General features: G+C 65.4%; 22 protein-coding genes. 7 read left to right on the top strand and 15 right to left on the bottom strand.

The features are described 5' to 3' along the window. The first annotated feature begins 6 nt into the window (after positions 1 to 6). Both BC1002_RS16835 and BC1002_RS16830 read left to right on the top strand, forming a co-directional pair. Positions 7 to 288, top strand: coding sequence for a hypothetical protein (locus BC1002_RS16835; protein WP_041734884.1), 282 nt, complete (start codon positions 7 to 9; stop codon positions 286 to 288). Between the two features lie 61 nt (positions 289 to 349). Further along, entirely contained in the window at positions 350 to 808 is a 459-nt protein-coding gene (locus BC1002_RS16830; protein ID WP_013091199.1) for a hypothetical protein, read from the top strand. Positions 809 to 908: 100 nt separating this feature from the next. Here BC1002_RS16830 and BC1002_RS16825 read toward each other — a convergent pair whose 3' ends face one another. Both BC1002_RS16825 and BC1002_RS16820 read right to left on the bottom strand, forming a co-directional pair. Continuing rightward, complete coding sequence (locus BC1002_RS16825) at positions 909 to 2,564, bottom strand: tannase/feruloyl esterase family alpha/beta hydrolase (protein WP_420798789.1); 1,656 nt, start codon at positions 2,562 to 2,564, stop codon at positions 909 to 911. 35 nt (positions 2,565 to 2,599) lie between these two features. Continuing rightward, positions 2,600 to 3,715: an OpgC domain-containing protein gene (locus BC1002_RS16820; RefSeq protein ID WP_013091197.1), complete on the bottom strand. Its 1,116-nt coding sequence runs from the start codon at positions 3,713 to 3,715 to the stop codon at positions 2,600 to 2,602. A gap of 329 nt (positions 3,716 to 4,044) precedes the next feature. Here BC1002_RS16820 and BC1002_RS16815 point away from each other — a divergent pair, with 329 nt between their 5' ends. Beyond that, on the top strand, positions 4,045 to 5,190 hold the full coding sequence (locus tag BC1002_RS16815; RefSeq protein WP_013091196.1) for an acyltransferase family protein: 1,146 nt from the start codon (positions 4,045 to 4,047) through the stop codon (positions 5,188 to 5,190). Positions 5,191 to 5,279: 89 nt separating this feature from the next. After that, positions 5,280 to 5,540, top strand: a complete 261-nt coding sequence (locus BC1002_RS16810; RefSeq protein WP_013091195.1) for a hypothetical protein — start codon at positions 5,280 to 5,282, stop codon at positions 5,538 to 5,540. 16 nt (positions 5,541 to 5,556) lie between these two features. Here BC1002_RS16810 and BC1002_RS16805 read toward each other — a convergent pair whose 3' ends face one another. The 8 genes from BC1002_RS16805 to BC1002_RS16770 all read right to left on the bottom strand — a co-directional run bounded on the left by BC1002_RS16805 (position 5,557) and on the right by BC1002_RS16770 (position 16,275). Beyond that, the gene (locus tag BC1002_RS16805; protein ID WP_013091194.1) at positions 5,557 to 7,455 is read right to left on the bottom strand and encodes an ATP-dependent metallopeptidase FtsH/Yme1/Tma family protein; all 1,899 of its coding nucleotides are present in this window, start codon (positions 7,453 to 7,455) and stop codon (positions 5,557 to 5,559) included. Between the two features lie 637 nt (positions 7,456 to 8,092). Beyond that, positions 8,093 to 8,302, bottom strand: coding sequence for a hypothetical protein (locus BC1002_RS16800; RefSeq protein WP_157874706.1), 210 nt, complete (start codon positions 8,300 to 8,302; stop codon positions 8,093 to 8,095). A gap of 363 nt (positions 8,303 to 8,665) precedes the next feature. Then, a complete protein-coding gene (locus tag BC1002_RS16795) occupies positions 8,666 to 9,520 on the bottom strand; it encodes an IclR family transcriptional regulator (RefSeq protein WP_013091192.1) in 855 nt (284 codons plus the stop codon). A gap of 89 nt (positions 9,521 to 9,609) precedes the next feature. Continuing rightward, positions 9,610 to 11,007 carry an MFS transporter gene (locus BC1002_RS16790; protein WP_013091191.1) on the bottom strand — a complete coding sequence of 466 codons (1,398 nt, stop codon included), beginning with the start codon at positions 11,005 to 11,007 and terminating at the stop codon, positions 9,610 to 9,612. 115 nt (positions 11,008 to 11,122) lie between these two features. Beyond that, positions 11,123 to 11,974 carry a sugar phosphate isomerase/epimerase family protein gene (locus tag BC1002_RS16785; RefSeq protein ID WP_013091190.1) on the bottom strand — a complete coding sequence of 284 codons (852 nt, stop codon included), beginning with the start codon at positions 11,972 to 11,974 and terminating at the stop codon, positions 11,123 to 11,125. A 15-nt stretch (positions 11,975 to 11,989) separates the two neighbouring features. Further along, entirely contained in the window at positions 11,990 to 12,601 is a 612-nt protein-coding gene (locus BC1002_RS16780; RefSeq protein WP_013091189.1) for an NIPSNAP family protein, read from the bottom strand. Beyond that, entirely contained in the window at positions 12,601 to 14,388 is a 1,788-nt protein-coding gene (locus tag BC1002_RS16775) for an FAD-dependent oxidoreductase (protein ID WP_041735276.1), read from the bottom strand. The genes BC1002_RS16780 and BC1002_RS16775 overlap by 1 nt, the downstream gene beginning before the upstream one ends. A 99-nt stretch (positions 14,389 to 14,487) precedes the next feature. Beyond that, positions 14,488 to 16,275: an FAD-dependent oxidoreductase gene (locus BC1002_RS16770; protein WP_013091187.1), complete on the bottom strand. Its 1,788-nt coding sequence runs from the start codon at positions 16,273 to 16,275 to the stop codon at positions 14,488 to 14,490. Between the two features lie 208 nt (positions 16,276 to 16,483). Here BC1002_RS16770 and BC1002_RS16765 point away from each other — a divergent pair, with 208 nt between their 5' ends. Both BC1002_RS16765 and BC1002_RS16760 read left to right on the top strand, forming a co-directional pair. Beyond that, positions 16,484 to 17,332, top strand: coding sequence for a shikimate dehydrogenase family protein (locus BC1002_RS16765; protein ID WP_013091186.1), 849 nt, complete (start codon positions 16,484 to 16,486; stop codon positions 17,330 to 17,332). Positions 17,333 to 17,438: 106 nt separating this feature from the next. Beyond that, entirely contained in the window at positions 17,439 to 18,062 is a 624-nt protein-coding gene (locus BC1002_RS16760) for an ABC transporter ATP-binding protein (RefSeq protein ID WP_013091185.1), read from the top strand. 50 nt (positions 18,063 to 18,112) lie between these two features. On the opposite strand, the gene BC1002_RS16755 is transcribed toward BC1002_RS16760, so the two are convergent. Next, complete coding sequence (locus BC1002_RS16755) at positions 18,113 to 19,120, bottom strand: zinc-dependent alcohol dehydrogenase family protein (RefSeq protein ID WP_013091184.1); 1,008 nt, start codon at positions 19,118 to 19,120, stop codon at positions 18,113 to 18,115. A 98-nt stretch (positions 19,121 to 19,218) separates the two neighbouring features. Next, entirely contained in the window at positions 19,219 to 19,533 is a 315-nt protein-coding gene (hmuQ, locus tag BC1002_RS16750) for a heme-degrading protein HmuQ (RefSeq protein ID WP_013091183.1), read from the bottom strand. Between the two features lie 191 nt (positions 19,534 to 19,724). Here hmuQ and copM point away from each other — a divergent pair, with 191 nt between their 5' ends. Then, positions 19,725 to 20,120 carry a CopM family metallochaperone gene (gene copM / locus BC1002_RS16745; protein WP_013091182.1) on the top strand — a complete coding sequence of 132 codons (396 nt, stop codon included), beginning with the start codon at positions 19,725 to 19,727 and terminating at the stop codon, positions 20,118 to 20,120. A gap of 13 nt (positions 20,121 to 20,133) precedes the next feature. Here the strand turns inward: copM and BC1002_RS16740 are convergent, their stop codons facing one another. The 3 genes from BC1002_RS16740 to prpF all read right to left on the bottom strand — a co-directional run bounded on the left by BC1002_RS16740 (position 20,134) and on the right by prpF (position 22,990). Then, positions 20,134 to 21,375: an MFS transporter gene (locus tag BC1002_RS16740; RefSeq protein ID WP_013091181.1), complete on the bottom strand. Its 1,242-nt coding sequence runs from the start codon at positions 21,373 to 21,375 to the stop codon at positions 20,134 to 20,136. Between the two features lie 210 nt (positions 21,376 to 21,585). Then, positions 21,586 to 21,795 (bottom strand): hypothetical protein, encoded by a 210-nt coding sequence (locus tag BC1002_RS16735; RefSeq protein ID WP_013091180.1) that lies wholly within the window; start codon positions 21,793 to 21,795, stop codon positions 21,586 to 21,588. 10 nt (positions 21,796 to 21,805) lie between these two features. Then, entirely contained in the window at positions 21,806 to 22,990 is a 1,185-nt protein-coding gene (prpF, locus tag BC1002_RS16730; RefSeq protein WP_013091179.1) for a 2-methylaconitate cis-trans isomerase PrpF, read from the bottom strand. Positions 22,991 to 23,080: the final 90 nt, after the last annotated feature.

Genomic DNA, 23,080 nt, shown 5'->3' with positions numbered 1-23,080 from the left:
AAAGGCGTGTCCGTAGGAGAATGCCCGCGCGCCGCCCAGACCCACGCCCAATCCGTTGCGGCTCGTGAAACCGTCGGTCAACGCCTCCTGAAGATCAGCAATTCCCGGACCCTGTTCGATGAAGGCGAGCCGCGGACCGATGCGGCCATTGCGTTGCACCGTGCAGGAGTAGACGTCGCCGCCGCGGCCATACGTCAGCGTGTTGCGCGCGAGTTCGCTCGCCGGCTCACCGTTTCAGCGTCGAGCACGCGCGCCATTGCGGCGGTCTCGTCGATCATCGGCCGATGAACCCCGAGGCACACCCCTTGCGAGGTTCACATGACACCAACCCTTTTCGTGGAGATGAATCATGAAACGCATGACCAGGACGATCTTTGCTTCCGCGCTCGTGATGGCGTTGTCGGGTGGCGTCTACGCGCAGGCGGGCGGTGCTGCCGGCGCGGGCGCCGGCGGTAGTGCGGGAGGCGCGGGCGGCGGTGCTGCCGGCGGCATGAGCGGCGGTGGCGGTGGCGCGGGGGGCACCGGCACGGGGATCGGCGCCGGCGGCGGCACGACGGGCGGCGCGGGCGGTACGGCCACTCCGGGCGTTGGCCCGGGCTCGGTCCGCACGCCGGGCAACACCGGCTCCGGCTATGGTTCGCCGGGTGTGACGGGCACCGGCGGCGGGATGGGCACCGGCACGGGCGCGAGCCCGAATAGCCCGGCGACCGGTGGTTCGACAGGCGGCATGGGCAACAACATGAACAACGGCATGCGCAGCGGAACCGGTAACGACATGAACAACGGCAGGATGCAGAACGGGCAGTAACGGCCGTTGAGCTTCACCGGGCGACGCGGCATCGAGTTGCCGCGTCGCCGTTTTTTTGCGCGGCTCGCTCGTCCACGCAGGCGCTGCGACGACTCACACCTCAAGGCTGCGCACAGACAAAACTACTCGCCAGATTTACATTGCCTTTGCCGATAAAACGCGGAAACCCGGGATAGCGGCACAGCGGCCGCGAACGTCCATTCGTCGCCGCGGCGAGATCGGTGGCCGTCAGCGTTTCGGGCGCGACGCCGCGCGTGACCCACGCGTCGAGCGCGCCGAGCAGATCGACCGAGGGAATGAACACGCCGTTGCCATGCTGAAACCCCGGCACCATGTAGAGCCGCATGAAACGATCGACCTCGTCCTTGCCGAAACGCGCGACCAGCGCGTCGTGATACGCGATCGTCTGGTTCGGGCTGATCACTTCGTCGGCGAGGCCTTGCAGCGTGATCAGCTTGCCGCCGTGGGCGATATAGCGCGACAGGTCCGGGTTCATCGAGCCGATCGTGGCCGACAGCGCGACTAGTTGCGAGCGATATTTGCCGGGCCGTTGCGGATCGAACGTCAACGAATCGAAGTTCGCGTCGCGCGCGACGAAATAGCGCAGATAGCCGTCGCCTTGCGTGAACAGGTAGCCGTTCGCATAGAACGTCGGCGCCGGCTGACGCCCCGATTGATGCGCAAGCCCGAGCGCACCGGTCAGTTGCGTGCCCTGGAACACGTTGTAGCCGCGATAGCCGCTTACGCCCCACGCGAGCCGATACGGCAGCGACAGCCCATCGCGCATCACCAGCAAGGTGGCCAATTGCGCGTCGGTCAGACACGCATCGTGTGATGAAGGTCTTAGCGCGCAGCGCAGCGAATCGATGATTTGCGCCTGGTGCGCGCGGCAGGCTTCGACGTCACTGACGATGCCATCCGCCGTGCCATCGAGCCGGTCGCATACCTCGAGTGTGCGTTGATAGACGCTTTCGAGCAGCGCCGGCGGCACGAAGCCGCCCGGCGTGGCGTACTCGGCCTGACCGAGCTTCACGCCGATCAGCCGCACGCCGGAAAAATTCAACGCGGGCGAATTGGCGATCACACCGTCGTAGTCGTCGGGAAAACGCTGCATTACCGTATAGCCTTCGCGGCCACCCGTCGAGCCGCCGGCAAAATACATGCGCTGCGGCGGCCTGCCGTACGCGTTCGCGATCAACGCGAGCGCGACATCGTGGGTTTTCTTCAGATGCGCGTAGCCGAAATTCGTCACCGCTTCATCGACGAAACCGAACTCCGCGAGCGACGAATCGCCGACATGCCCCGAGTCATCGCCGAACGTCGCATAGCCTTGCGCGAGCGGCGCGCGATCCGGCGAGAACGGCATCACACCGGTGCCGCTGACGACCACGCCGTTGTACCCGCCGCCGCCGATCTGCAACGCGCGGCCATTCCAGCGGCGCGGCAGATTCAGATCGAAGCGGATGTCGGGTGTCGTCGGATTCAGTGCCTTGATGCGGCCCGTGATGCGGCAATACTCGCCGCCTTGCTGATTGCCCTGCGCGGTCGCGCCGATCATCGCCGCGCTTTCGATTAGCGCGCCGGCCGTCGGCATCTCGATCAGTTCGGGCGACAGCACCGCGCCCGCGAACTCCGCGCAGTGCATCGCGAACGGTGCTTCTTCGGCCTGCGCGGCCGTGCGATGTATCGCGAGCCACGCGAGCAAGACGACGCTCACCACGGTTGCGAGTCCAACGAGCTTGCGCGTGGTGCGCATCGTAGTCGTGATGCGCACACGGCGCTCGCGTCGTGTCATCCGCAACCCGCGCCCTTCGCCTGCGCGCGCGGCTGCTGCCCCTTCCAGCCGCTCCAGCCGCGCGCGATCATCAGCAGCGCGCCGATCGCCGCGAGGTCGCCGCCGAGCCCGACCAGCACCGCGCTAAAACCATGAAACGTGTGCGGCGTCGCCGTGTCGATGATCAACGACACCAGCGTGCCGGTGACAAAGCACACAAGCCCGGCGCGCCCGACCGTCACCACGGCGGGCAGCTGCTTCGCGAGCCACGCGACGCTGCCCGTCCGCACGAACTGGGCGGCGAGCCACGCGATGACGATGAAATTGATCACACGTTCCACTGAAAGATTCTGTTTGTGCGTGCCGGGCAAAGGCTGCGTCAGCACGAAAAGTTTGACGATCGCGAAGGCAAGCACTGCGACGACCGCCACGCGCGTGAGCCACTGCGCGGCGCAGCTCGCATGAAAACGTTCGCTGATCGGCTGCACACGACATAGCATGCCAAGCACGAACATCAGCTGCCAGGCAAACGGATTAAAAGCCCAGTCGGCGACATCGTCAATGCTGAATAACGCGGCAAGCGGCCGCGCGACGGCCCACACCGCAAGGCTCACGGCAAGCGCGAGCGATACCGAGCGGCGCGCGAGCGGCACCATCACCGGCACACATAGCGCGAACAGCACATACATCGGCAGCACGCTGGACAGATACGGCTGCCGTCGTAACAGCGCGATATCGAATGCCTGACGCCACGGCTGCAGCGCGAACGGTGGCCAGCCGGTCATTTCTACCATCGCCCGATTCAGATCGAGCCGTGCGAGAACCGCGCCGGACACGAGCATCAGCATCGCCGTCAACAGATACGCGCGATAGATCTCCCAGCAGCGTTTGACGAAACGCAGTTGCGCCGCGTGTTCGCCGCGATGCGCAAGCACCGCTGTATACGCCGCCGCCGATGCATAGCCGCCGAGAAATACGAACACCTCGGCTGAATCGCACAACGCGTACGCGTGCAGCATCAGATGCGATAGCGCGCTGCCGGGAATGTGATCGAGCACGATGACGATCAACACGACACCGCGAAAGAAATCGACTTCGACCGATCGTCCACGACCACGGCCAGATGTTTCCATTCGTCTTCTCGAAGAATGCGCGCCGGCGGCACGCAAGAACGTGAAGGGCCACGCTTCAGCGGCCAATGTCGTGCGAACTACGAAACGCTTATTCGTTCCCCCGCATCGCCTGTCTGAAATCGAGTCGTTGGCGACTGGTAATACTCGGTGCGTCGTTAACGAACGCGCGGAAAGTTTTGCGGCTTTTCATGCACGAAACAGGGACGCCTGCATTGACTGGCGGACGCAAGCCTCGAAAAAAAACCATCGAACGCGCGCTGCGATTTTTTTCGCATTTTTTCCCCGTACGATGTTTTCGTGCTTTTCAGCCGCTTTGCGAATAGAGGTTTATGAAAAACAGAATTGCCGGATTCGACGGGTTGCGCGCCATCGCCGTGCTAATGGTATTTCTGCAGCATCGTTTATTCGGCGACATCGGCGAAATCGGGCATCTCGGCGTGTGGATCTTCTTTGCGCTGAGCGGCTTTCTGATCATCGGCATCCTGTCGTCGCAGCGCGCGCGCATCGAATCGCGCGACAGCCGTTTCGGTGTCGAACTCGGACGCTTTCTGTTGCGCCGTACCGTGCGCATCTTTCCGATCTATTACCTGATGCTCGTCGTAATGTGCGCGCTGATGGCATTCGACCTCGCGAATCCGGAACTCGCGAGCGGCATGCCGTTTCATTTCGCGTATCTATCTAATTTCTGGATCGGCTCGGTGCTGCGCTACTGGCCGGGCCGCTATTCGCACTTGTGGAGCCTCGCGATCGAGGAGCAGTTCTATCTCGTGGTTGCGCCGCTTTTGCTGCTGCTCGCCACGCGGCGACATCGAGCGGCATGTTGGGCGATCGTGGCCCTCGGCCTTGCTGCGTTGTTCGCGATGCGCGCCGCGCATTGGGATCAGATCACGATCTATACGCACCCGTTGAGCAATGTCTGGCTGCTCGCGTTAGGCGGTATCGGTGGTCTGGTGATCGCGGACGATCGCGGCCGGGTGCGTGCCTGGCTGGGTCATGGCCTGACGCTGTTCGCGCTGAGTCTCGCCGTGATCGGTTTGTGCGCGGCCGAGCCGAGATGGAACATGCTCGATGATCCGTTGCTGTTTACCGCGATCAGCGCAACGTACGGGCTATGTATCGCGGCGCTAGTGGCTTCGATTGCGTGTTGCCGCAATGCTGCCGTGATGGCTCTGCTGCAGACCCCTTGGCTCGCCGGTCTTGGGCGTATCAGTTACGGCTTTTATCTGTATCACAACCTGATCCCCGATCTGACCCGCAACCGTCACGCCGAAGCGTTGTTCGGCGGCACCGTGCCGATGTGGGCACATATGCTTGGCGTCGTCGCATCGTTTGCGATTTCGCTAGGCATTGCGTTGCTGTCGTGGCGGCTGATCGAGGCGCCGATGTTGCGTCTACGTGGATCACACCATGATTCGGCCTCACCCGCCCGCTCTTCACCCGGTGCACTCCGCGGGAGCGAACCGGCCAAACGATAGAAGAACGCCTGCTTTAAACGTGCGCGCCACGGGAGCGTGGCACGCGCTTTGCTGCTCGAGGGTTCACCTTCAGCAAACTGGAGAGCATTGTGTCGAACACCGCGAACTCCCCGAGCGAGCCTGATCGCCCGGCGGACGAGGCTCCCGGCAGTCCACCCGCCGAGGTCTCGAAGCCGATCGGCGATGCAATCCCCACTCCGGTCGAACCGGGCCTCGACCAGCCTCTGCCGAAAAAAGGCGAAACCCCCGCACCGGAGCCGAACAAGCCCGGCACAGGAAGCGGCGACCCGTTGGGTGATACCGGGGCGCCGCCGGGCGTGCCCGATCCCGGACCGTCCGACTTTGCGTAGCGCTTCGGAGCGACCGTCAGGCCGCCGCGGGCTCATGCACGATCTTCAACGTGCTCTTGTGCTCGGCAATCAGCCGATAGACGGTATCGCCGGGCACGGTCTCGTGCTCGAGCAACTGCTCTGAAATGTCGCGCAGTACCGGCTCGTACGCGTGCAACAGCCCGTAGCAAAGTTCGTTGAGCTCCTTGAGCAGCACGTTCGCATGCCCGATTGCGCTCTTCATCTGCAGGCCCGCGTACTGCGACGGCAGCGCCGCGAGACTGAACAGATCGCCGTCGCTGTTGAAGCCGAACTTCGACACCATGTCGAGGCTGATACGCGAGGCCTCCTGCAAGTCCGACGCGGCACCGCTCGATGCTTCCGAGAACATCAGAATCTCCGCGTTGCGTCCGCCGAGCAGCACCTGGATTTCGTTGCGGATCTCCGTTTCGCGGTACAGGTGCTTGTCCTGCGCTTTGGTGATCAGCGCAACACCGAGCGCGCCGCCGCGCGGCAGGATCGTCACTTCCTCGAGCACGCCGGTGCCGAGCAGCGCGGCGACCAGACCGTGACCCGCCTCATGCACCGCGATGCGCTTGCGCTCGTCCTCGGTGAGCGCGCGCTCGGCGCCGCTCACGTCGCCGATGCGCGCGATCTTGATCGCTTCCATGAAGTGCTTCGCGGCGATTTCGTTATCGCCCGCCTTGCGCGCAATCAGCCCCGCCTGATTCACGACCATCGCGACGGTGGCCGGCGACAGTCCAGTCGTCAAGCGCGCGAGCTGGTCGTAATCGATATCCGCCGCTTTCGACTTCAGCCGCTGCGCGTAGAAACGGAAAATCTTCGCGCGGTCTTCGCGATCCGGCAGACGCACCTGCACCGTGCGATCAAAACGGCCGGGGCGGCGCAACGCTTCGTCGAGATTGTCGGGATGGTTGGTCGCGGCCACGACGATCACGCCCTCGTTCGATTCGAAGCCGTCCATCTCCGCGAGCAGCTGGTTGATGATCCGGTTGCTTTCGGCTTCGACCGGGCCACCGCCGGTATCGGTGCGCTTCGCGAGACCGTCTGCTTCGTCGATGAAGATGACCGTCGGTGCGTTCTTGCGCGCGAGTTCGAACAGGTGCCGCACCTTCTGGATGCCGACGCCGTAGTACTTCGCGCTGAAGTAGCTGCCGGTGATCGAAATGAAGTTCGCGCCGCATTCGCCGGCCAGCGCCTGAGCGAGCCGCGTCTTGCCAACGCCGGGCGCGCCGACCATCAGGATGCCGCACGGCGCGCGCACGCCCAGCGACGAGAACTGCTTCGGATCGGACAGGTAACCACGGATGTCGGCGAGCGCGGCCTTCGCCTCGTTCGCGCCGATCACATCGTCGAAACGCAGCGTCGGCGTTTCGCTGAGCAGCGTCGCGCCGCCCTTCATCTCGCGCCGCATGAACCACGCCATGCCGCCGATCAGCGCGAGCGGCAGCAGCACGCTCAGCGCGTCCCGGAACTGGTCGAACAGTTGCGTCCAGCGCGCGCCGTCGCTGTGGATGTCGACGTCGGGCAGCCATACGAGCTGATACGCGGCGGCGTCGGAGCGCTCGCCCAGCAACAGCGCGTGCGAGAAGGTGGCGTTGTGATCGGTGACGAAGTACTTCGAGCCGTCGCGCAGCGACACCAGAATCGCGCTGGGACTCACGCCGATCGCCGCGACATTCGCATCGTGAATGTCGCGCAGCATCGTCGACGCATCTTTTTCTTGATGCGTCCACGCGGAGGCATCGTCACGCATCTGGCTGGCTATGCCGCTCAGCGCGGGCGCCTGCGGCTCGGCGCGATGCTGGAAATACCAGACGCTCCAACCGACCAGCACCGCGATCAGCACCGCCACCGCCGCCACCGCAAATTTGCGTGCGCGCTTTTTCCCAAGCGAAGTATTTCCCGGCTTCATGAGTTATTTCCAAATGAGGACTTGAACCAGCCCTTACTTAATCAAGCTGTCCGTCAAAATTACCTGTCGAAAGCGAAAGTTGGAGTCTTCGGAAAATCGGCTGAGGCGAAGCGCCACAGGGGCGCGTGGCTTAAAGGACAATCCAGAAGGACGCCGAGATGGGCGTCCCGGTGAGCCGCGTTCGCCGAAGGCAGTTGCCGGGGTACGCGTCTGTCAAATTCGCGGAAAAGGCCTATTTTTACCGCCTATCCGGCCGTCGACATGCCGGAAGTGGGATGCGGCGAACGCGCGAAAGGCGTCGCCGCATTGGCTCCGGCGCACAGTTTATCAGCGTAAAAAGCCGCGCGTGTTTTTAAATGGCTAATCTAACCGCACCCCAATTAAAATCAGTCAGATTTACTGGCCACAGGGCGATTGTTTAGAAAGAGATAATTGATCTGAAAAATGGCGCGCGATTAAATCGGGATTTTGAATTCGGCGGCCATACCGGGCGGATGCGCGACGGGCCTCTGCGGGCCCATTCGCGTCATCGCCACCTTTCTCTCAGGTTCTGCTTTTTTGACGTCGGCGCCGAGCGGCGTCGACGGTTCTCTCCTCCACTGCACTTCTTTCGGTCCTCGCGGACAACCCCGACATTTCAGGCCGCCGTGCGCCGCGCGACGCTAGCGTGCGTCTGCAAGCGCAACATGTCGCGCAGCTTCGCGATGCGCGTGCGCTGACTGTCGATCAAATGATGTGTATCTTCGAGCGCGCGAATGCGCCGCTCCCAATAGACGCGGTCGAGTTCACCGGATCGCGTCGCGCGCTTGCGCGTCGCGTAGCCGAGCACACTCTCGAGATGCTGCAAATGGCTATCCGCGAATCTCGCCGGAAGCCGCCCGCCGCGTTGCGCGGCTGTTTGCCTGCCCGTAAGGCTCATCTTCGCTCCCCGCGTCCTGCCTGTTGGCCCGATGACCTTGCTGCATCGATTGCTCAAATCGAAAGCAATCTGCAATCTGAACGTGACGTTAGCGCAGTTTATTGGCGTGGCTTGACCATGCGTCTCAAAATTGGGCGCGGGCGTGCAAAAAGCCGACCGGTATGGCCGTCTTTGCCTGCTGAAACGACTAGTCGCGCGGGATTGCCCGGTTGCGCGAAGCGGCGGACGAGCTGGTGCGCTGCCCGCCGCTTCAGATCGCGGAACTCGCGGATGGATTGGGATCGGCAGCGCTCAAGCCGCGCGCGGCCGCCCCTTGCGCTTTGGCTCGACCGGCCGCACGACCTCCACCGGCGGCGCGACGCGCGGCGCGCGCTTGAAATACGGCGAGCTGAGGGTCGCCGTGCTCATGTCCGACGCGGCTTCGAGCAGCGCCGGCGCGAGTTCTTTCAGCCGCGCGTCCGGCAGGCGGCTCGTCGGCCCCGCGAGGCTGACGGTGCCGACCACCAGCCCCGTCACCGGATGGCGGATCGCCGCCGCCATCGACGTCATGCCCGCCTCGTAGGTTTCGCTCGCGATGCCGTAGCCGCGCTTGCGCGCACCGGCCAGGTCCTGCAAAAACTGCTGGATCGTCTTCGGCGCCTTCGGCCCGCGCGGCCCCGCCTTGCCGATGCCGCCCTGGCGCGACACGAGTTCGAGCGCTTCCTCGTCGCTCATGGATGCGAGCCATGCCTGGCCGCTGGCGGTGCAATGCAGCGGCGGACTGCTGCCCATGTCCGGGTCGTAGCGCAGCCCGGAGCGCGCGCCCTGCGCCTTGCCGACGAACGTGATGTGATCATCCTCGATCACGCCCAGGCGCGCGAGTTCACCCGACGCGCTCGCGAGCCGATCCAGCACCGGCTGCGAAATATCGAGCACCCCGGCCGTGGAAAGCCACATCAGTCCGAGCGACACCAGCTTTAGCGCAAGCACGTACTCGCCGTGCTCATCCTGCCGCACGTAGCCTTCGTCGCTCAGTTCCGCGAGCAGCCGATGCGTGCCGCTGCGCGGAATATTCAGCGTGTCGGCGATCGCGGCCAGCTGCATGCTGCCGCCCTGCTTCGCCAGCAATTCGATGATGGCCAGCGCCCGCTCGAGATTCCCCGCCATGATCCGCTCTCATTCGATTCGAATCCCACATGAGAACATGATTCCACATCGGAATTCAAGGGCGGGGCGGGCGCCGGTTCCCGGCGCCGTCAATGCCCGATGCCCGCGCTCACCCGCAGCAGCGGCCCGCGATGCCGCGCGCCCTTCAGCAGCACCGCCGCCGCGCCGACCGCCGCGGGCAAGGCCAGCGACGTGAACACCTGACTGAAGCCCCAGTTCGCGTGCAGCATGCCGGCGCCGAGCATCGCGCCCGCGATCCCGCCGAAGCGGCCGATGCCGAGCATCCAACTGGTGCCGGTCGCGCGCATCGGCGTCGGATACGAGCTTGCGGCCAGCGCGCAGAACCCAGTGTTCGAGCCGTTCATGCAATAGCCCATGAAGAACGCGAGCACGGCCATCATCGTGAGGCCGTGGCCCGGCAGCCCCATCGCCCAGGCGAGCACGCCGCCCGCGAACACGGTCGCGCCGAGCGCGCGGTGCGCGTCGAAGCGGTCCATCAGCCAGCCGATCGCGAGCGAGCCGATCGTGCCGCCCGCCTGGAACAGCGCGCCGACCAGCGCCGCCTCGCCGAGCGTGAAGCCCGCACCGCGAATCAGCGTCGGCAGCCAGCTACCGAGCAGGTACACCGTCAGCAGCCCCGCGAAATAGCAGATCCACAGCATCACGGTGCCGAACGCGTAATCGCGCGACAGGATCAGCCGCACCGGACTGCGCTCGCTGTTCGATGCTTGCTGCGCGACGGCGGGCACGACGAAGCGCGTCGCGTGATCGGCGATCCCGCGCTCGATGCGGTTCAGCACCGCGACGAGCCGCTCGCGCCGCGTCTCCGTCAGTGCGAGAAAGCGCGCCGATTCGGGCAGCCAGCGAACCATCAACGGCACATACAGCACCGGCAGCACGCCGCCGAGAATCAGCACAGATTGCCAGCCGTACGCGGCGATCAGCCATGCGCTGATGAAGCCGCCGCCGGCCGCGCCCAGCGTGAAGCCGCAGAACACGGTCGTCACCGTCAACGCGCGGCAGCGCTGCGGCGCGTATTCGGCCATCAACGTTGCCGCGTTCGGCATCGATGCACCGAGGCCGAGGCCGGTCAGAAAACGCAGCACGGTCAGCTCGCCGATGTTCGTCGCGAACGCGGCGCCAAAGCTCCATACGCCGAAGAACAGCACCGCGGAGGTCATCACAGTCTTGCGGCCGAAGCGGTCCGCGAGCGGCCCCGCGCACAGTGCGCCGAACGCGAGGCCGAGCAGCCCGCCGCTCATCACCGGGCCGAGCGCATCGCGCGGAATCGCCCACGCGCTCGACAACGCCGGCGCGATAAAGCCGACCATCACGGTATCGAGCCCATCGAGCGTGACGATGAACATGCACATCAGCAATACGAGAATCTGAAAGCGCCCGATACGGCGCTCGTCGAGCCACTGCTGCACGTCGAGTGCGCGCGACGCGGACGTGCCGTGCCGCGGCGCCTTGTTTGAAGGTTCCATGCCTGCTGTCTCCAGAACTTTTATCGTGATCGATTGCGCAAGCCGGTCCCTCGCGCCTCTTTGCCGTGCGCTTTCTTGAAGGACCAGCCGGGGGAAACTGCGGTTCGTACTTACGTCATGATGTGATGGATGACGGCGTCGCCGTGTAAGTCCGTTCGAGCAGAGCGAGCGTCGCCTCGCGCAGCTTGCGTGCGCGTTCGAGCGCGGACGCGGTTTGCGCCCATTGCTGCATCGGTACTTCGAGGCTGATCGGCAGATCGTCGGGCAGCGCGCGCAGAATGCCGGCGAGATCGAGACCGCCCTCGCCCGGAATCAGGCGCTCGCAACGCGCCTGGAACAGCAGCGTGTCGAGATCGGTCGGCCGTTCGGCCGGCGCGTCGCAGAACTGCACGTAGCCGAAGTACTCGCGCGGCAACGCGCGCAACGTATCCGTCGACGTCCCCGCGCGATCGAAGTGAATCGGATCGACGATCAGCCCGGTGTTGCGCCGCGCGGCCGCCTTCGCGATGCGCGCGCCTTGCGTGACGTCCTTCACTTCGGTCCACGGCATCGGTTCGAGCGATGGCGCGAGGCCGCGCGGTTCGGCCAGCTCGCATAACTGTGCGAGCCGCTCGGCGGTGCGCGCTTCGTCGGGATCGTTGCCCGCGACCAGCACGTAGCGCGCGCCTAGTTCGGCGGCGGTGTCGAGCATCGGCAGCCATGCGTGCACGTCGGTGTCCGGCTTCAGGCGGAGAATTTCGACGTCGAGCACCTTGACGCCGGTGTCGCGCACACGCGCGAGCGTTTCGCGCTTCAATGCGCCCGGGCTAATGATGTCGTGGCGCACTTCGTGATCGGTGGCGGGCACGAGGCGCAGGCCGACGTAGTCGTAGCCGGCTTGCGCGGCGCACTCGACCATCTGCGGCGGGCTCAGTTCGAGCACCGTCAATGCCGATAGCGACAGCGCGCGCGAGTTGGGCTGGGTCATGTGGCCTCCTCGAGTTCAGCGCAGCGGCGAAAACGGCGCCGGCACACAGATCGTCGACTCCATCGTCGTTAGATGGGCCGGGCCGCCCTTCGGCGGCCAGATGCCGTCCTTCACTGCTTCGGCGCGAACCCGCGAACGTTCGTCGACGCTCGCATACGGCCAGATGTTCAGGAAGCGCGGCACGGCGCCGTCGAGCGCATACATCGCGCCGACGAGCGGCGAGCGCCGTGTGCGCTCGGGCACCGCCTCTTCCCAAGCGTCGATCGTGTGCTGCAGGCTCGCGAGCTTGGTCCCGTACACGCGCATCTCGTAGATGCCGCCATGCACGGCCGGCTCGATCGGCGGCAGAAAGGGGAACAGCGCATAGCTGTCGATCTTCACGTCGGTGATGAATTCGCCGCAGCCGAACGGATTGCCTTCGAGCAGCATACGCTTGCGCTCGGCGATCAGCGACGCTTCGGAATCGAAGCCGCGCAGCACCAGCACCTGTCCGAGCGTGCCGATATCGGAGTACCAGCAGCCGAGCAGCTTCGAGCCTGGCGCGTCGCCGCGGGCCTGGATGTTTTCGAACACCTGCGCGTTGGCGCCGATCTTGACGGTGAGCGTAACGAGGTCGTAGAGAGTCATCAGATGCGTCCTTGTGACGGGATGGAGGAATTCGGAGTGGGTTCGGTGCGCGCGGCACGGACCGTACCATCGGCCTGCGGCGCGCCGGCGAGCGACAGCCCCGCCAGATACCCGAAAGTCATCGCGGGTCCGAGCGTGATGCCGCCGCTTGGATAGCAGCCGCCCATCATGCTCGCGCTGTCGTTGCCGACCGCGTACAGACCCGGCACGGGCCGGCCCGCATCGTCGAGCACGCGGGCGGCGGCATCGGTGGCGAGGCCCGCGAACGTGCCGAGGCTGCCGGGCAGCAGCTTCACCGCATAGAACGGACCGTGTTCGAGCGGCGCGTTGCAGGGGTTCGGCTTGTGCCGTGCATCGCCCTGCACGCGGTTGTAGGGCGTCGAGCCTTTGTGGAACTGCGGATCGAAGCCGTCCTTCGCGTAGCTGTTGTAGGCGGCGACCGTCGTTTGAAGTCCCTGCGGATCGATGCCGCACTGGCTTGCGAGTTCGGCGAGGCTGTTCGCGCGACGCAGATAACCGGAGCGCAGATATGGCGCGGTCGGGAATGGAAACGGCTTCGAAAAGCCGAGCCCGTAACGGCGCTGGAAGCGGTGATCGCAGATCAGCCATGCGCAGACTTCTTCGCCTGCCGGCGCCGTGCCGATCAGCGCATTGATGAAGTCGTGATACGACGACGCCTCGTTGACGAAGCGCCGACCCTCGCGTGTGACCGCGATCACGCCCGGCTTCGCGCGCTCGATCAGATGCGGAAACGCGACCGCGTCCTCGCCGCTCTTGCGCGGCACCAACGACACCGGTGCCCATGCCGCCGGTGTTTCCAGCGACGCGTCGAAATGCGCGCCGACCGCTTCGCCGAGACGAATGCCGTCGCCGGTATTAGTCAGTGGTGCGGCGGACCAGTGCTCGCGACCCGACGGCGTATACGCGAAGGTTTGCGCGCGCCGCGCGACATCATGCGGATAACCACCGCACGCGAGCACGACGCCGCGCGCCGCCCGCACCTCGTGAGCGACACCGTCGATCTCGACGCGCGCCCCGGTGACACGCCCGCCCGCGGCCCCGCCTTCGCGCAGCAATGCGACCGCTTTCGCGTTGGTACGCAAATCGACCGCGCGGTCATGCGCCGATTTCAGCAGACGCGCGACCAACGCATTGCCGTTGACCAGATGCATCGAGCGGCCATAGCGGAACTTGTCTGTCGCGAACGCGGCGAGCCGACGCAGCACATGCACGGCCGAGCGCGGCGAGCGCGTCGCGTTGAAGAAATGCGCGAGATCCTGACCCGACGCGATCGCCATGCCCTTCAGCGTCACGACGTCGAGCGCGGGACGCAAGCGATCGATCAGCGCACCGAGCTCGCGGCCATCGAACGGCATCGCGCAGACCGAGCGGCCACCCGTCATTGCACCCGGCGTCGTATGAAAGTCGGGAATGCGGTTGCCGTCGATAAAACGCACTGCCGTCTCGCGCTCGAAAAACTCGATCATCTCCGGACCGTGTTCGAGCAGCGCGTCGACCTTGTCGGGGTCGTAGTGCGCGCCGAGCTCGTTGCGCAGATAGGTGCGCGATGCTTCGGATTCTTCGACGATGCCCGCGCGCGTCGCGAGCGGATTGCGCGGAATCCACATCCAGCCGCCCGACCATGCGCTCGTGCCGCCGAACACGTCGGCCTTCTCGGCCACCATCACGCGCAGACCTCGCGTGGCTGCCGTCACCGCGGCAGACAGTCCCGCCGCGCCGGAACCCAGCACCAGTACATCGCATTCGAGGATCGGTTCGCGCATCATCGCCATTCGTTTCGTCGGTTGGGAAAATCCGTGCTGTCGCATTTGTTGAATACCATTGCATTTCTTAACTTCGTTCGAACCAGGCGTGCCCCTGGTTCGTCAGACGATCTTTTCGTTCGCGGCCTCAGTCTTGCCGCGCGCAACGAACGACGCCGCATCGCTGCGCGCGGCTTTGGCGCGCGTCGCCGCGTCGCGCGCCGCCAGATACGCGAACGCGAGCCCCGGCCCAAGCGTGATGCCGGGCGCCGGGTAGACACCGCCCATCACCGATTGCATGTCGTTGCCGCAGGCGTACAGGCCGCCGATCGGCTGATCGTCGCGATTCACCACGCGGGCCTTGTCGTCGCTGACGAGGCCGGTCGCGGCTCCGATATCGCCGGGATAGAGCCGCACCGCGTAAAACGGCGCGCGCACGATCGGACCGAGGCATGGATTGGGGCCGGGCCAGTTTGCGTCGCCGTTGGCGCGCTGGTAGTCCGTCATGCCGCGTTGGAACTCCGGGTCGACGCCGGTCTTCGCGTAGTCGTTGATCCGCGCGACGCTGTCGGCGAGACCGGCCGCGTCGATGTCGAGTTGGGCGGCGAGTTCGTCGAGCGTCGCGGCTTGCGTCAGATAGCCGTCCGCGAGAAACGGCGCGAGGCCCTTGCCGCCCGGCCGCACCATGCCGAGCCCGTATTTGCGCAGGCCATCCGCGTCGGTGACGAGATAGGCGGGCACCGATGGGGACTTGCGATGCGCTTCCTGCATCGCGATGCCGAACAGGTGGTACGACGTGTTTTCGTTCAGAAAGCGCCGTCCTTGCTGATTGACGACGATCATGCCGGGCTTGCCGCGATCCATGATGAAGTGCGGGAACACCGCGGTCGTGCCGTCCGCTCGCTGGCGTATCGATACCGGCGCCCAGAACGCATTGCTGAGCGCGCCCTCCCCGTAACGCGCGCCCGCCGCGAGCGCGAGATCCTGTGCGCTGCCGGTATGGCCCGGCGCGCCCGGACACCACGTGAGGTCCGCACCCGGCAGCATCGCGCGACGCCGTTGCGGATTCCGGTTGAAACCGCCGCTCGCGAGAATCACGCCACCTGTGACCGAGATTTGCCGACGCTGACCGTTCTGGCTCAGCGTGATGCCGTCGATCGCGCCGCTCGCGTTCGTGCGCAACGCTTCGAGCTTCGTGCTCACGAGCACCGTGACGTCGCGCGCGAGCAGCGACGAAAGCAGCCGGCCGATCAACGCATTGCCCATCACAAGACGCGTGCCGCGCGGCCAACTGATGCGGTCGCACGCATGCCGTGCGAGCAATTTCACCGCGTGGCGCAGCGACCGGAACGACTTCGTCATGTTCAGCAGGTGCCCGACGTCGTCGCGATCGACCATCATGCCGCCGAGCACCGTGAACTCGGGGATCGGCGGACGGATCAGCGCGAAGTGACGGCCGAGCTTGCGGCCGTCGAACGCGAGCGGTTCGAGCGCGCGGCCGCGCAGCGTCGAGCCTTCGAGCTCCGACAGATAGTCCGGATGAAACGGTCGCGCCCGATACTTGACGTCCGAATTCGCCTCGATCAGCGCGACCGCCCGCGGCCCCGCCTGCAGGAACGCACGACGCAGCGCCTCACTGCTGCGCTCGCCGACCGCGCGGCGCAAAAAGCCCTCGGCGTTGGCGCTGCTGTCGTCGGGATTGATCGACGGGCCGTGCGGCGAGTTCGGTATCCACGTGGTGCCCGCCGAGTACGCGGTCGTGCCGCCCACGTATTCGGTGCTTTCGACCAGCAGCACGCGCGCGCCGTCGATCGCCGCGAACAGCGCGGCCGACATGCCCGCTCCGCCCGCGCCGATTACCACGACGTCGAAGGCTTCGTTCTGCTGCAAATCGCTCAATGTCTCCACCATCTGCTGCTCCTCGTGTGCTCGTGCGTTGCATCCGGTCGCGACGGCGGTTCCGGATTTTTCGCAATATCTAGAATTTGCTTTGTTGTTGGAATACTATTCCAGTATTGCGAAAAAGCAAAGTTTTCTGAACACCCTCGACAACAGGCAACACATGACGCCCGGCATCGGGCACGATGCGAACGGGCACCCATTTTCAGGAGATTCGACTATGCAGCCGGCTGGAAACTCTTCGTTCACGGCGTCGCTCGACGCGGGTCTGAGCGGCGCGACGCGCGTGTATTTCATCGTCGGCGATCCGATTGCGCAGGTGCGTTCGCCGTCGGGCGTGACCGCCGCGTTGCGTTCCGCCGGCCGCGATGCGCTGGTGGTGCCCGCGCATGTCGCGCCGGCGGACCTGCCCGCGTTTTTCGCGGGCGTCGCGCCGATGCGCAACGTCGACGGCGTGATCATCACAGTGCCCCACAAATTCAGTGCCGCGAGCTATTGCGCGACGCTCGCCGAGGAAGCCGCGTTCCTCGGCGCCGTCAACACGCTGCGCCGCAACGCCGATGGCGGCTGGCATGGCGGCATGTTCGACGGCACCGGCTTCGTCGCGGCGCTGGTCGCCGCGGGCTGCGTGCTCCAGGGCAAACGCGCGCTGCTGGTCGGCGCCGGCGGCGCGGGCTCGGCGATCGGCCATGCGCTGATTCAGAGCTGCGTCGGCTTGCTCGACGTGCGCGACAACGACGTCGAACGCACCGGTTCGCTGACCGCGCGGCTCAATGCGCTCGGCCGAGGCGCGGCGCGCGGCGCGGCGGCCGAACTGGAATCGACCAGGTACGACGTGGTCGTCAACGCGTCGCCGCTCGGCATGCGCGCGGGCGATCCGTTGCCGATCGACGTCGCGCGCTTGCCGACCACGACTTTCGTCGGCGACGTCGTAACGAAACCGCCGCTTACGCCGCTGATCGAAGCCGCACGCGCGCGCGGCTGCCCGACCGTGACGGGCACGCAGATGTTCGAACGCGTGTGCGATCGGATGGTGGAGTTTTTGCTGGAGGCATCGCCGTCTGCGTAACGGCGTAAAAGAAGCAGGCGTGCGCTGCTACACTGGCGCGAAATTACCCGCACGAAATGCGGCGCAATCCTGCGCCGCGCTCACATCGCCCTTTGCGCGCCAACCCATGCTTCGATTCGACAACCTCAGCAAGCGCTATAGCGACCGCGTCCTGTTCGAAGGACTGCACTTCGACGCAACGTCCGGCTGCGTCGCGTTAAACGATGAATCCGGCAGCGGCAAATCGACGTTGCTCGCGATCCTCGCCGGCGCGCTCGAAGCCGACAGCGGCGCCGTATGGCTCGGCGGACACCCGCTGCGCACCGCGCCGCATGCCGCGCAAGCGCTGCTCACGTACGTGCCGGAAGACAGCATGAACTGGCCCGATCAGACCGGCCGTGATTATCTGCGGCAGATCGCGTCGGCGCGACACACCGCGCTGACCGACGACGTGCTCGCGCTCGCTGAACGCTTCGGCCTCGCGCCGCATCTGGACAAACGCTTCGAGCAGATGTCGTATGGCAGCCGCAAAAAGGTGTTTCTGACGGCGGCCGCGCTCGGCGACACTCGCGTGCTGATCGCCGACGAACCTGCCGGCGGACTCGACGCGTCCGCGCGCGCGGTGCTCGCCGAGTTGTTCAAAACGCTCGGCACGACGCGCACGGTGTTTTTCACGAGTTACGACGAAGGGTTCACGCAGGCCTGCGAGGCGACGCGTATCTGCTTCGCGGACCTCGCGAGGCACCCTTGAGCTAGAACGCTCGCGCGCGCCATGCCTGGCCGAGCGCGAGCATTCGATCCTCAGATCGCCACGCAAATCTTGCCGAAGTGCGCACCGGAGGCCTCGTGCCGGAACGCATCGGCGAGCTTGGCCAGCTCGAACGTGCTGTCGATCACCGGCTTGATGCCGGTCGTCTCCAGCGCGCGCACCATGTCGATCTGATCCTGCCGGCTGCCGACGATCAGACCTTGCAGACGCTGTTGCCGTGCCATCAGATGCGCGGTCGGCACCTGACCAGAGCGGCCGGTCAACACGCCGATCAGCGCGATGTGTCCGCCGATGCGGCATGCGGTGATCGACTGCGGCAGCGTGCCTGGACCGCCCACTTCGATCACGTGATCGACGCCGCGCCCGTTCGTGATGTGACGCACTTCTTTGCCCCACTCGGGATTGTCGCGATAGTTGATCGTATGGTCGGCACCGAGTTCGCGCAACTTCGCGAGCTTCGCATTCGACGACGACGTCGCGATCACCGACGCCCCCATCGCCTTCGCCATCTGCAAGCCGAAGATCGACACGCCGCCGGTGCCGAGCACCAGCACGCTGCTGCCCGCCTTCAACTGACCATCGACGACCAGCGCGCGCCACGCGGTCAGCCCCGCCGTGGTCAACGTCGCCGCTTCGGCGTGGCTATAGCCGGCCGGCGCGTGCGTGAAGTAGTGGCTCGGCAGCACGACGACTTCGCGCGCGTAACCGTCGACGCCGTCGCCGGGGGTGGTCGAAAAATCGCCGACTGCGGGCGAGCCGTTTTCCCAGTGCGGGAAGAAACACGACACGACATGATCGCCGGCCTTGAACTCGCGCACGCCCGCGCCGACCGCTTCGACGACGCCCGCGCCATCGGCCATCGGAATGCGGCCCGCTTCGGCCGGCAGATTGCCGCTGACGACGCCGTAGTCGTGGTAGTTCAACGAGCTTGCGCGAATGCGCACGCGGATCTGCCCGGCCCCGGGCTGACCGGGATCGGGCAGATCGACGACCTGCAGGCTATCGACGGTGGCAGGCGAACCGATTCTGACGGCTTTCATATTCGTTCCTTGGTGAGTGGTGCGCATTCGTGAGCATCATGATGCCCACGCGTGCTACGTATCGGACGCGCATGCGCCATGGCCGCGCGAGCACTGCGCTATTTGACGGTCTGGATGACCTCGAAGCCTTCGAATTCCGGGTGGCCGAGATACAGCACGCGGTTTTCGTTACCGGCACTGCGATGCGCCGCGCGAAACGCGTCGGACCTGGTCCATGCCTCGAACGATGGCTGATCGCGCCAGATCGTATGGCTAGAATAGAGCACGTGATCGTCCTTACGCGGTCCCTTCAGCAAATGGAATTCCACGAAGCCCGGCACTTCTTTCAGATGGGTGTCGCGCGTGGTCCACAGATGTTCGAAGGCGTCCTCTGAGCCGGGAGCCACTTTGAAACGGTTCATCGCGATGTACATGCTGTCAGCCTCGTTGAGTGAGTGATGCTGCCAATGATGCTGGGGTTGGTCATCCGGTGGCGTTTCATTATAGGCGTGCATTGCTTTGCCTTCGCTTGACCTTACCACGGTGGGAAGCCCCACGATGTCCGATGTGACCGTCAGAATCGCGCGGATCACCTCGCCACTCTCTTCAACAACGGAAATCGAATATGAAAAACCTTCGTTCGGTGCGCGCTATCTGTGTGTTCGGCGGTTTGGCATTCGCGGCGGCGGCCCTGCCCGCTCACGCGCAACATCAGGGCATGCCCGGCATGGACATGGCGCATTCGGCGCATGCGGACGCGGGCGCATCGACACAAGCCTTCAAGGCCGCCGACGAACGCATGATGCATGACATGAGCGCCCCCCACTACACCGGTGACGCCGACCGGGATTTCGTCGCGCACATGATTCCGCATCACCAGGGCGCGATCGAGATGGCGCAGGCGGAGTTGAAATACGGCAAAGACCCCGAGATCAAGAAACTCGCGCGCAACATCATCAAGGCGCAGCATGACGAGATCGCGTTCATGCGGCGCTGGCAGGAAAAGCACGGCGGCGAGTAATGCGCCGCGGGCGTCACCAGCGTGGATGCTTGCGCAGCAGCGGCGACATCGCGATCAGACCGATGATCGGCCCCGGCAGCAGCAGCCACGCGACGCGCACGTCGAGCACGTGAAACACGCTCGTCGACCATAGGATCGAGCACGCCGACAGGAAAAAGCCGAAGCTGTTCTGCAGCGTCAGCGCGCCGCCGATCTTGTCGGCGGGACAGGCCTTCACGGACAGCGCCGAAAACTGAGGCGAATCGGCGATCACGCTGATGCCCCACACGAGTAGCAGCGCAAGCTGTGCGGCAGTGCCGAACCCGGTGGTCAGCGGATAAATCGCGCACAGCGTGCCCGATATCGTCAGCGCGAGAGCGGCGGTGCGCGCGCTGCCGACCGCCTGGCTGAGCCTGCCGCCGAACAGGCAGCCGAGCGCGCCGATCGCGATGATCAGGAACGACCACAACGCGACGGTGCCCGGCGTCGCCGGCGCGCCGCTCACGAACGCGCGCTGCACGAGCAGCGGCGTCAGCGTCCAGAACGCGTACAACTCCCACATGTGACCGAAATAGCCGAGGGCGGCCGAGCGAAACTCGCTGATGCGCACGACCTGCCCGACGCCCGCCGACAAACCGAAGCGCCGGTTGCCCGAGCGCCGCGCGTGCGGCCCCTCGCCGAGCAAGAACACCAGCAGCGCGCCGATCACCGCGAGCCCCGACGAAGTAAGCACCACGGTTTGCCACGGCACGCCCGACAGCAACGCGCGAATCGCATGAACCGACGCCGTGCCGAGCGTCAGCATCGCGACGAGCAACGCAAGCGTCTGCGCGGCGCGGCGCGGGTCCCACGTCACGAGCAGTTTCATGCCGAGCGGATAGATGCCCGCGAGGGCGACGCCCACGCCGAAGCGAAACACGAGCGCCGACGCGAGCCCGCTGCTGCACAGCGCGAACAGCGCATTCAAGGTCGCGCCGAGCACGCCGCAGACGGCGAATACCTTGCTCGCCGACAAGCGATCCGCGAGTCCGGTGGTCGCCGACAGCAAGGTCCCGACGATAAAGCCGGCCTGCACCGCATTCGTCAGCCAGCCGATACCCGACGCGCTCAGTTGCCACGCGGTCTGCAGATCGCGCATCGCGCCGTTAGCGCTGAACCACAACGAGGTGCCGAGCAATTGGGCAATCGCGATCACGAGCACCGCGCGTTTGGCACGCGCGTTGTCGCGCGCCGCGTCGGCCGAATTGGTTGCGTCGGCGTCCAGCCTGTTCTGCATCGAGCCTCCTCTGCGTCGGTCTGAGTCGGCCGCTGGGAGTCGTTATGGGAGCGGCGTCTCGAGCGGCCATTGTAGACGACGCGTCGATTCGCAGCGGCGGCTGTGGCGCGGCTGGATCGGGGAGTTAGCGGAACACGAGCCGCGTCCACGTCACGCCGTTATCGCGGTTGACCTGTTGAACGGATGACGTGCGCAACTCGCGCACGAGCGTCAGGCCTTGCTCGCGAGTTGTCCCAGCGCCGCGAGCGCGGCCGCATCCGTGCCGATGCCCGCGCCGATATCGACGATGCGCGACGGCGCCCGCGGTATCCAGTCGAGAATCGGCCGATGCCGGTCGGCGAACGACAGCGTGCGCCATCGTTCGATCACCGCTTCGGCCTGCTCCGCATAGCCTTCCGTGCCGCTGCCATTGGCCGACATCGGCGCCGCCTCAGCCCCGCTGCGGCACTCTGACCCAACCTTCCATCAACACACGCGCGCTGCGGCTCATCATCGCCTTCGTGACGACCCACTCGCCGTCGTTCAGGCTCGCCTGCGCGCCGACGCGCAACGTGCCCGACGGATGCCCGAAGCGCACCGACTCGCGCTCGCCGCCACCCGCCGCCTGATTGACGAGCGTGCCGGCGATCGCCGCGGCAGTGCCGATCGCGACTGCCGCCGTGCCCATCATCGCGTGATGCAGCTTGCCCATCGACATCGCGCGCACCAGCAGATCGACGTCGCCCGCGCGCACCGGCTTGCCGCTCGACGCCACGTAATCGACCGGCTTCGCGACGAACGCGACCTTCGGCGTGTGCTGCCGCGTCGCGATCTCGTCGAGATTCTTGATCAGGCCCATGCGCAGCGCACCGTGCGCGCGAATCGTCTCGAACATCGCGAGCGCCTTCGCGTCGCTATTGATCGCGTCCTGCAACTCGGTGCCCTTGTAGCCGATCGCTTCGGCGTCGACGAAGATCGTCGGGATGCCCGCGTTGATCATCGTTGCCTTCAGCGTGCCGACGCCGGGCACTTCGAGGTCGTCGACGAGGTTGCCGGTCGGGAACATCGCGCCGCCCGCGCCTTCTTCGTCGGCGGCCGGGTTCATGAATTCGAGCGGCACTTCGGCGGCCGGGAAAGTCACGCCGTCGAGCTCGAAGTCGCCTGTTTCCTGCACCGCGCCATCGGTCATCGGCACATGCGCGATGATCGTCTTGCCGATGTTGGCCTGCCAGATCCGCACGATCGCGACGCCGTCACGCGGCACGCGGCTCGCATCGACGAGGCCCGCGCTGATCGCGAACGGTCCCACCGCGGCCGACAGGTTGCCGCAATTGCCGCTCCAATCGACGAACGCCTTGTCGATCGACACCTGACCGAACAGATAGTCGACGTCGTGATCGGGCCGGCTGCTACGCGAAATGATCACGGTCTTGCTGGTGCTCGACGTCGCGCCGCCCATGCCGTCGATCTGCTTACCGTACGGATCGGGACTGCCGATCACGCGCATCAGCAGCGCGTCGCGCGCGGCGCCCGGCCGTTGTGCATCATCGGGCAGATCCTGCAGACGGAAAAACACGCCCTTGCTGGTGCCGCCGCGCATATAGGTGGCCGGAATCCTGATCTGGGGTGAGTGCATGAAAGTGTCCTGAGGTGACATGTTCTGTGATGAGGAAGGGCGATGCGGCATATCAAGCCGCATCGCCCCGTTCTGCTGTGACATTCAGTG

The sequence above is a fragment of the Paraburkholderia atlantica genome, assembly GCF_000092885.1.
GTDB classification, from domain to species: Bacteria; Pseudomonadota; Gammaproteobacteria; order Burkholderiales; family Burkholderiaceae; genus Paraburkholderia; species Paraburkholderia atlantica.
This window is presented reverse-complemented; position numbering and strand designations above follow the sequence as displayed.

Excerpts from the sequence above, each read along its gene's own strand:
- copM (WP_013091182.1), top strand. The coding sequence starts at position 19,725 with ATGAAAAACCTTCGTTCGGTGCGCGCTATCTGTGTGTTCGGCGGTTTG.
- BC1002_RS16780 (WP_013091189.1), bottom strand. The coding sequence starts at position 12,601 with ATGACTCTCTACGACCTCGTTACGCTCACCGTCAAGATCGGCGCCAAC.
- BC1002_RS16820 (WP_013091197.1), bottom strand. The coding sequence starts at position 3,715 with ATGGAAACATCTGGCCGTGGTCGTGGACGATCGGTCGAAGTCGATTTC.
- BC1002_RS16805 (WP_013091194.1), bottom strand. The coding sequence starts at position 7,455 with ATGAAGCCGGGAAATACTTCGCTTGGGAAAAAGCGCGCACGCAAATTT.
- BC1002_RS16765 (WP_013091186.1), top strand. The coding sequence starts at position 16,484 with ATGCAGCCGGCTGGAAACTCTTCGTTCACGGCGTCGCTCGACGCGGGT.
- prpF (WP_013091179.1), bottom strand. The coding sequence starts at position 22,990 with ATGCACTCACCCCAGATCAGGATTCCGGCCACCTATATGCGCGGCGGC.
- BC1002_RS16825 (WP_420798789.1), bottom strand. The coding sequence starts at position 2,564 with ATGCGCACCACGCGCAAGCTCGTTGGACTCGCAACCGTGGTGAGCGTC.
- BC1002_RS16830 (WP_013091199.1), top strand. The coding sequence starts at position 350 with ATGAAACGCATGACCAGGACGATCTTTGCTTCCGCGCTCGTGATGGCG.
- BC1002_RS16735 (WP_013091180.1), bottom strand. The coding sequence starts at position 21,795 with ATGTCGGCCAATGGCAGCGGCACGGAAGGCTATGCGGAGCAGGCCGAA.
- BC1002_RS16760 (WP_013091185.1), top strand. The coding sequence starts at position 17,439 with ATGCTTCGATTCGACAACCTCAGCAAGCGCTATAGCGACCGCGTCCTG.
- BC1002_RS16770 (WP_013091187.1), bottom strand. The coding sequence starts at position 16,275 with ATGGTGGAGACATTGAGCGATTTGCAGCAGAACGAAGCCTTCGACGTC.
- BC1002_RS16795 (WP_013091192.1), bottom strand. The coding sequence starts at position 9,520 with ATGGCGGGGAATCTCGAGCGGGCGCTGGCCATCATCGAATTGCTGGCG.
- BC1002_RS16755 (WP_013091184.1), bottom strand. The coding sequence starts at position 19,120 with ATGAAAGCCGTCAGAATCGGTTCGCCTGCCACCGTCGATAGCCTGCAG.
- BC1002_RS16775 (WP_041735276.1), bottom strand. The coding sequence starts at position 14,388 with ATGATGCGCGAACCGATCCTCGAATGCGATGTACTGGTGCTGGGTTCC.
- hmuQ (WP_013091183.1), bottom strand. The coding sequence starts at position 19,533 with ATGTACATCGCGATGAACCGTTTCAAAGTGGCTCCCGGCTCAGAGGAC.
- BC1002_RS16815 (WP_013091196.1), top strand. The coding sequence starts at position 4,045 with ATGAAAAACAGAATTGCCGGATTCGACGGGTTGCGCGCCATCGCCGTG.
- BC1002_RS16785 (WP_013091190.1), bottom strand. The coding sequence starts at position 11,974 with ATGACCCAGCCCAACTCGCGCGCGCTGTCGCTATCGGCATTGACGGTG.
- BC1002_RS16740 (WP_013091181.1), bottom strand. The coding sequence starts at position 21,375 with ATGCAGAACAGGCTGGACGCCGACGCAACCAATTCGGCCGACGCGGCG.
- BC1002_RS16790 (WP_013091191.1), bottom strand. The coding sequence starts at position 11,007 with ATGGAACCTTCAAACAAGGCGCCGCGGCACGGCACGTCCGCGTCGCGC.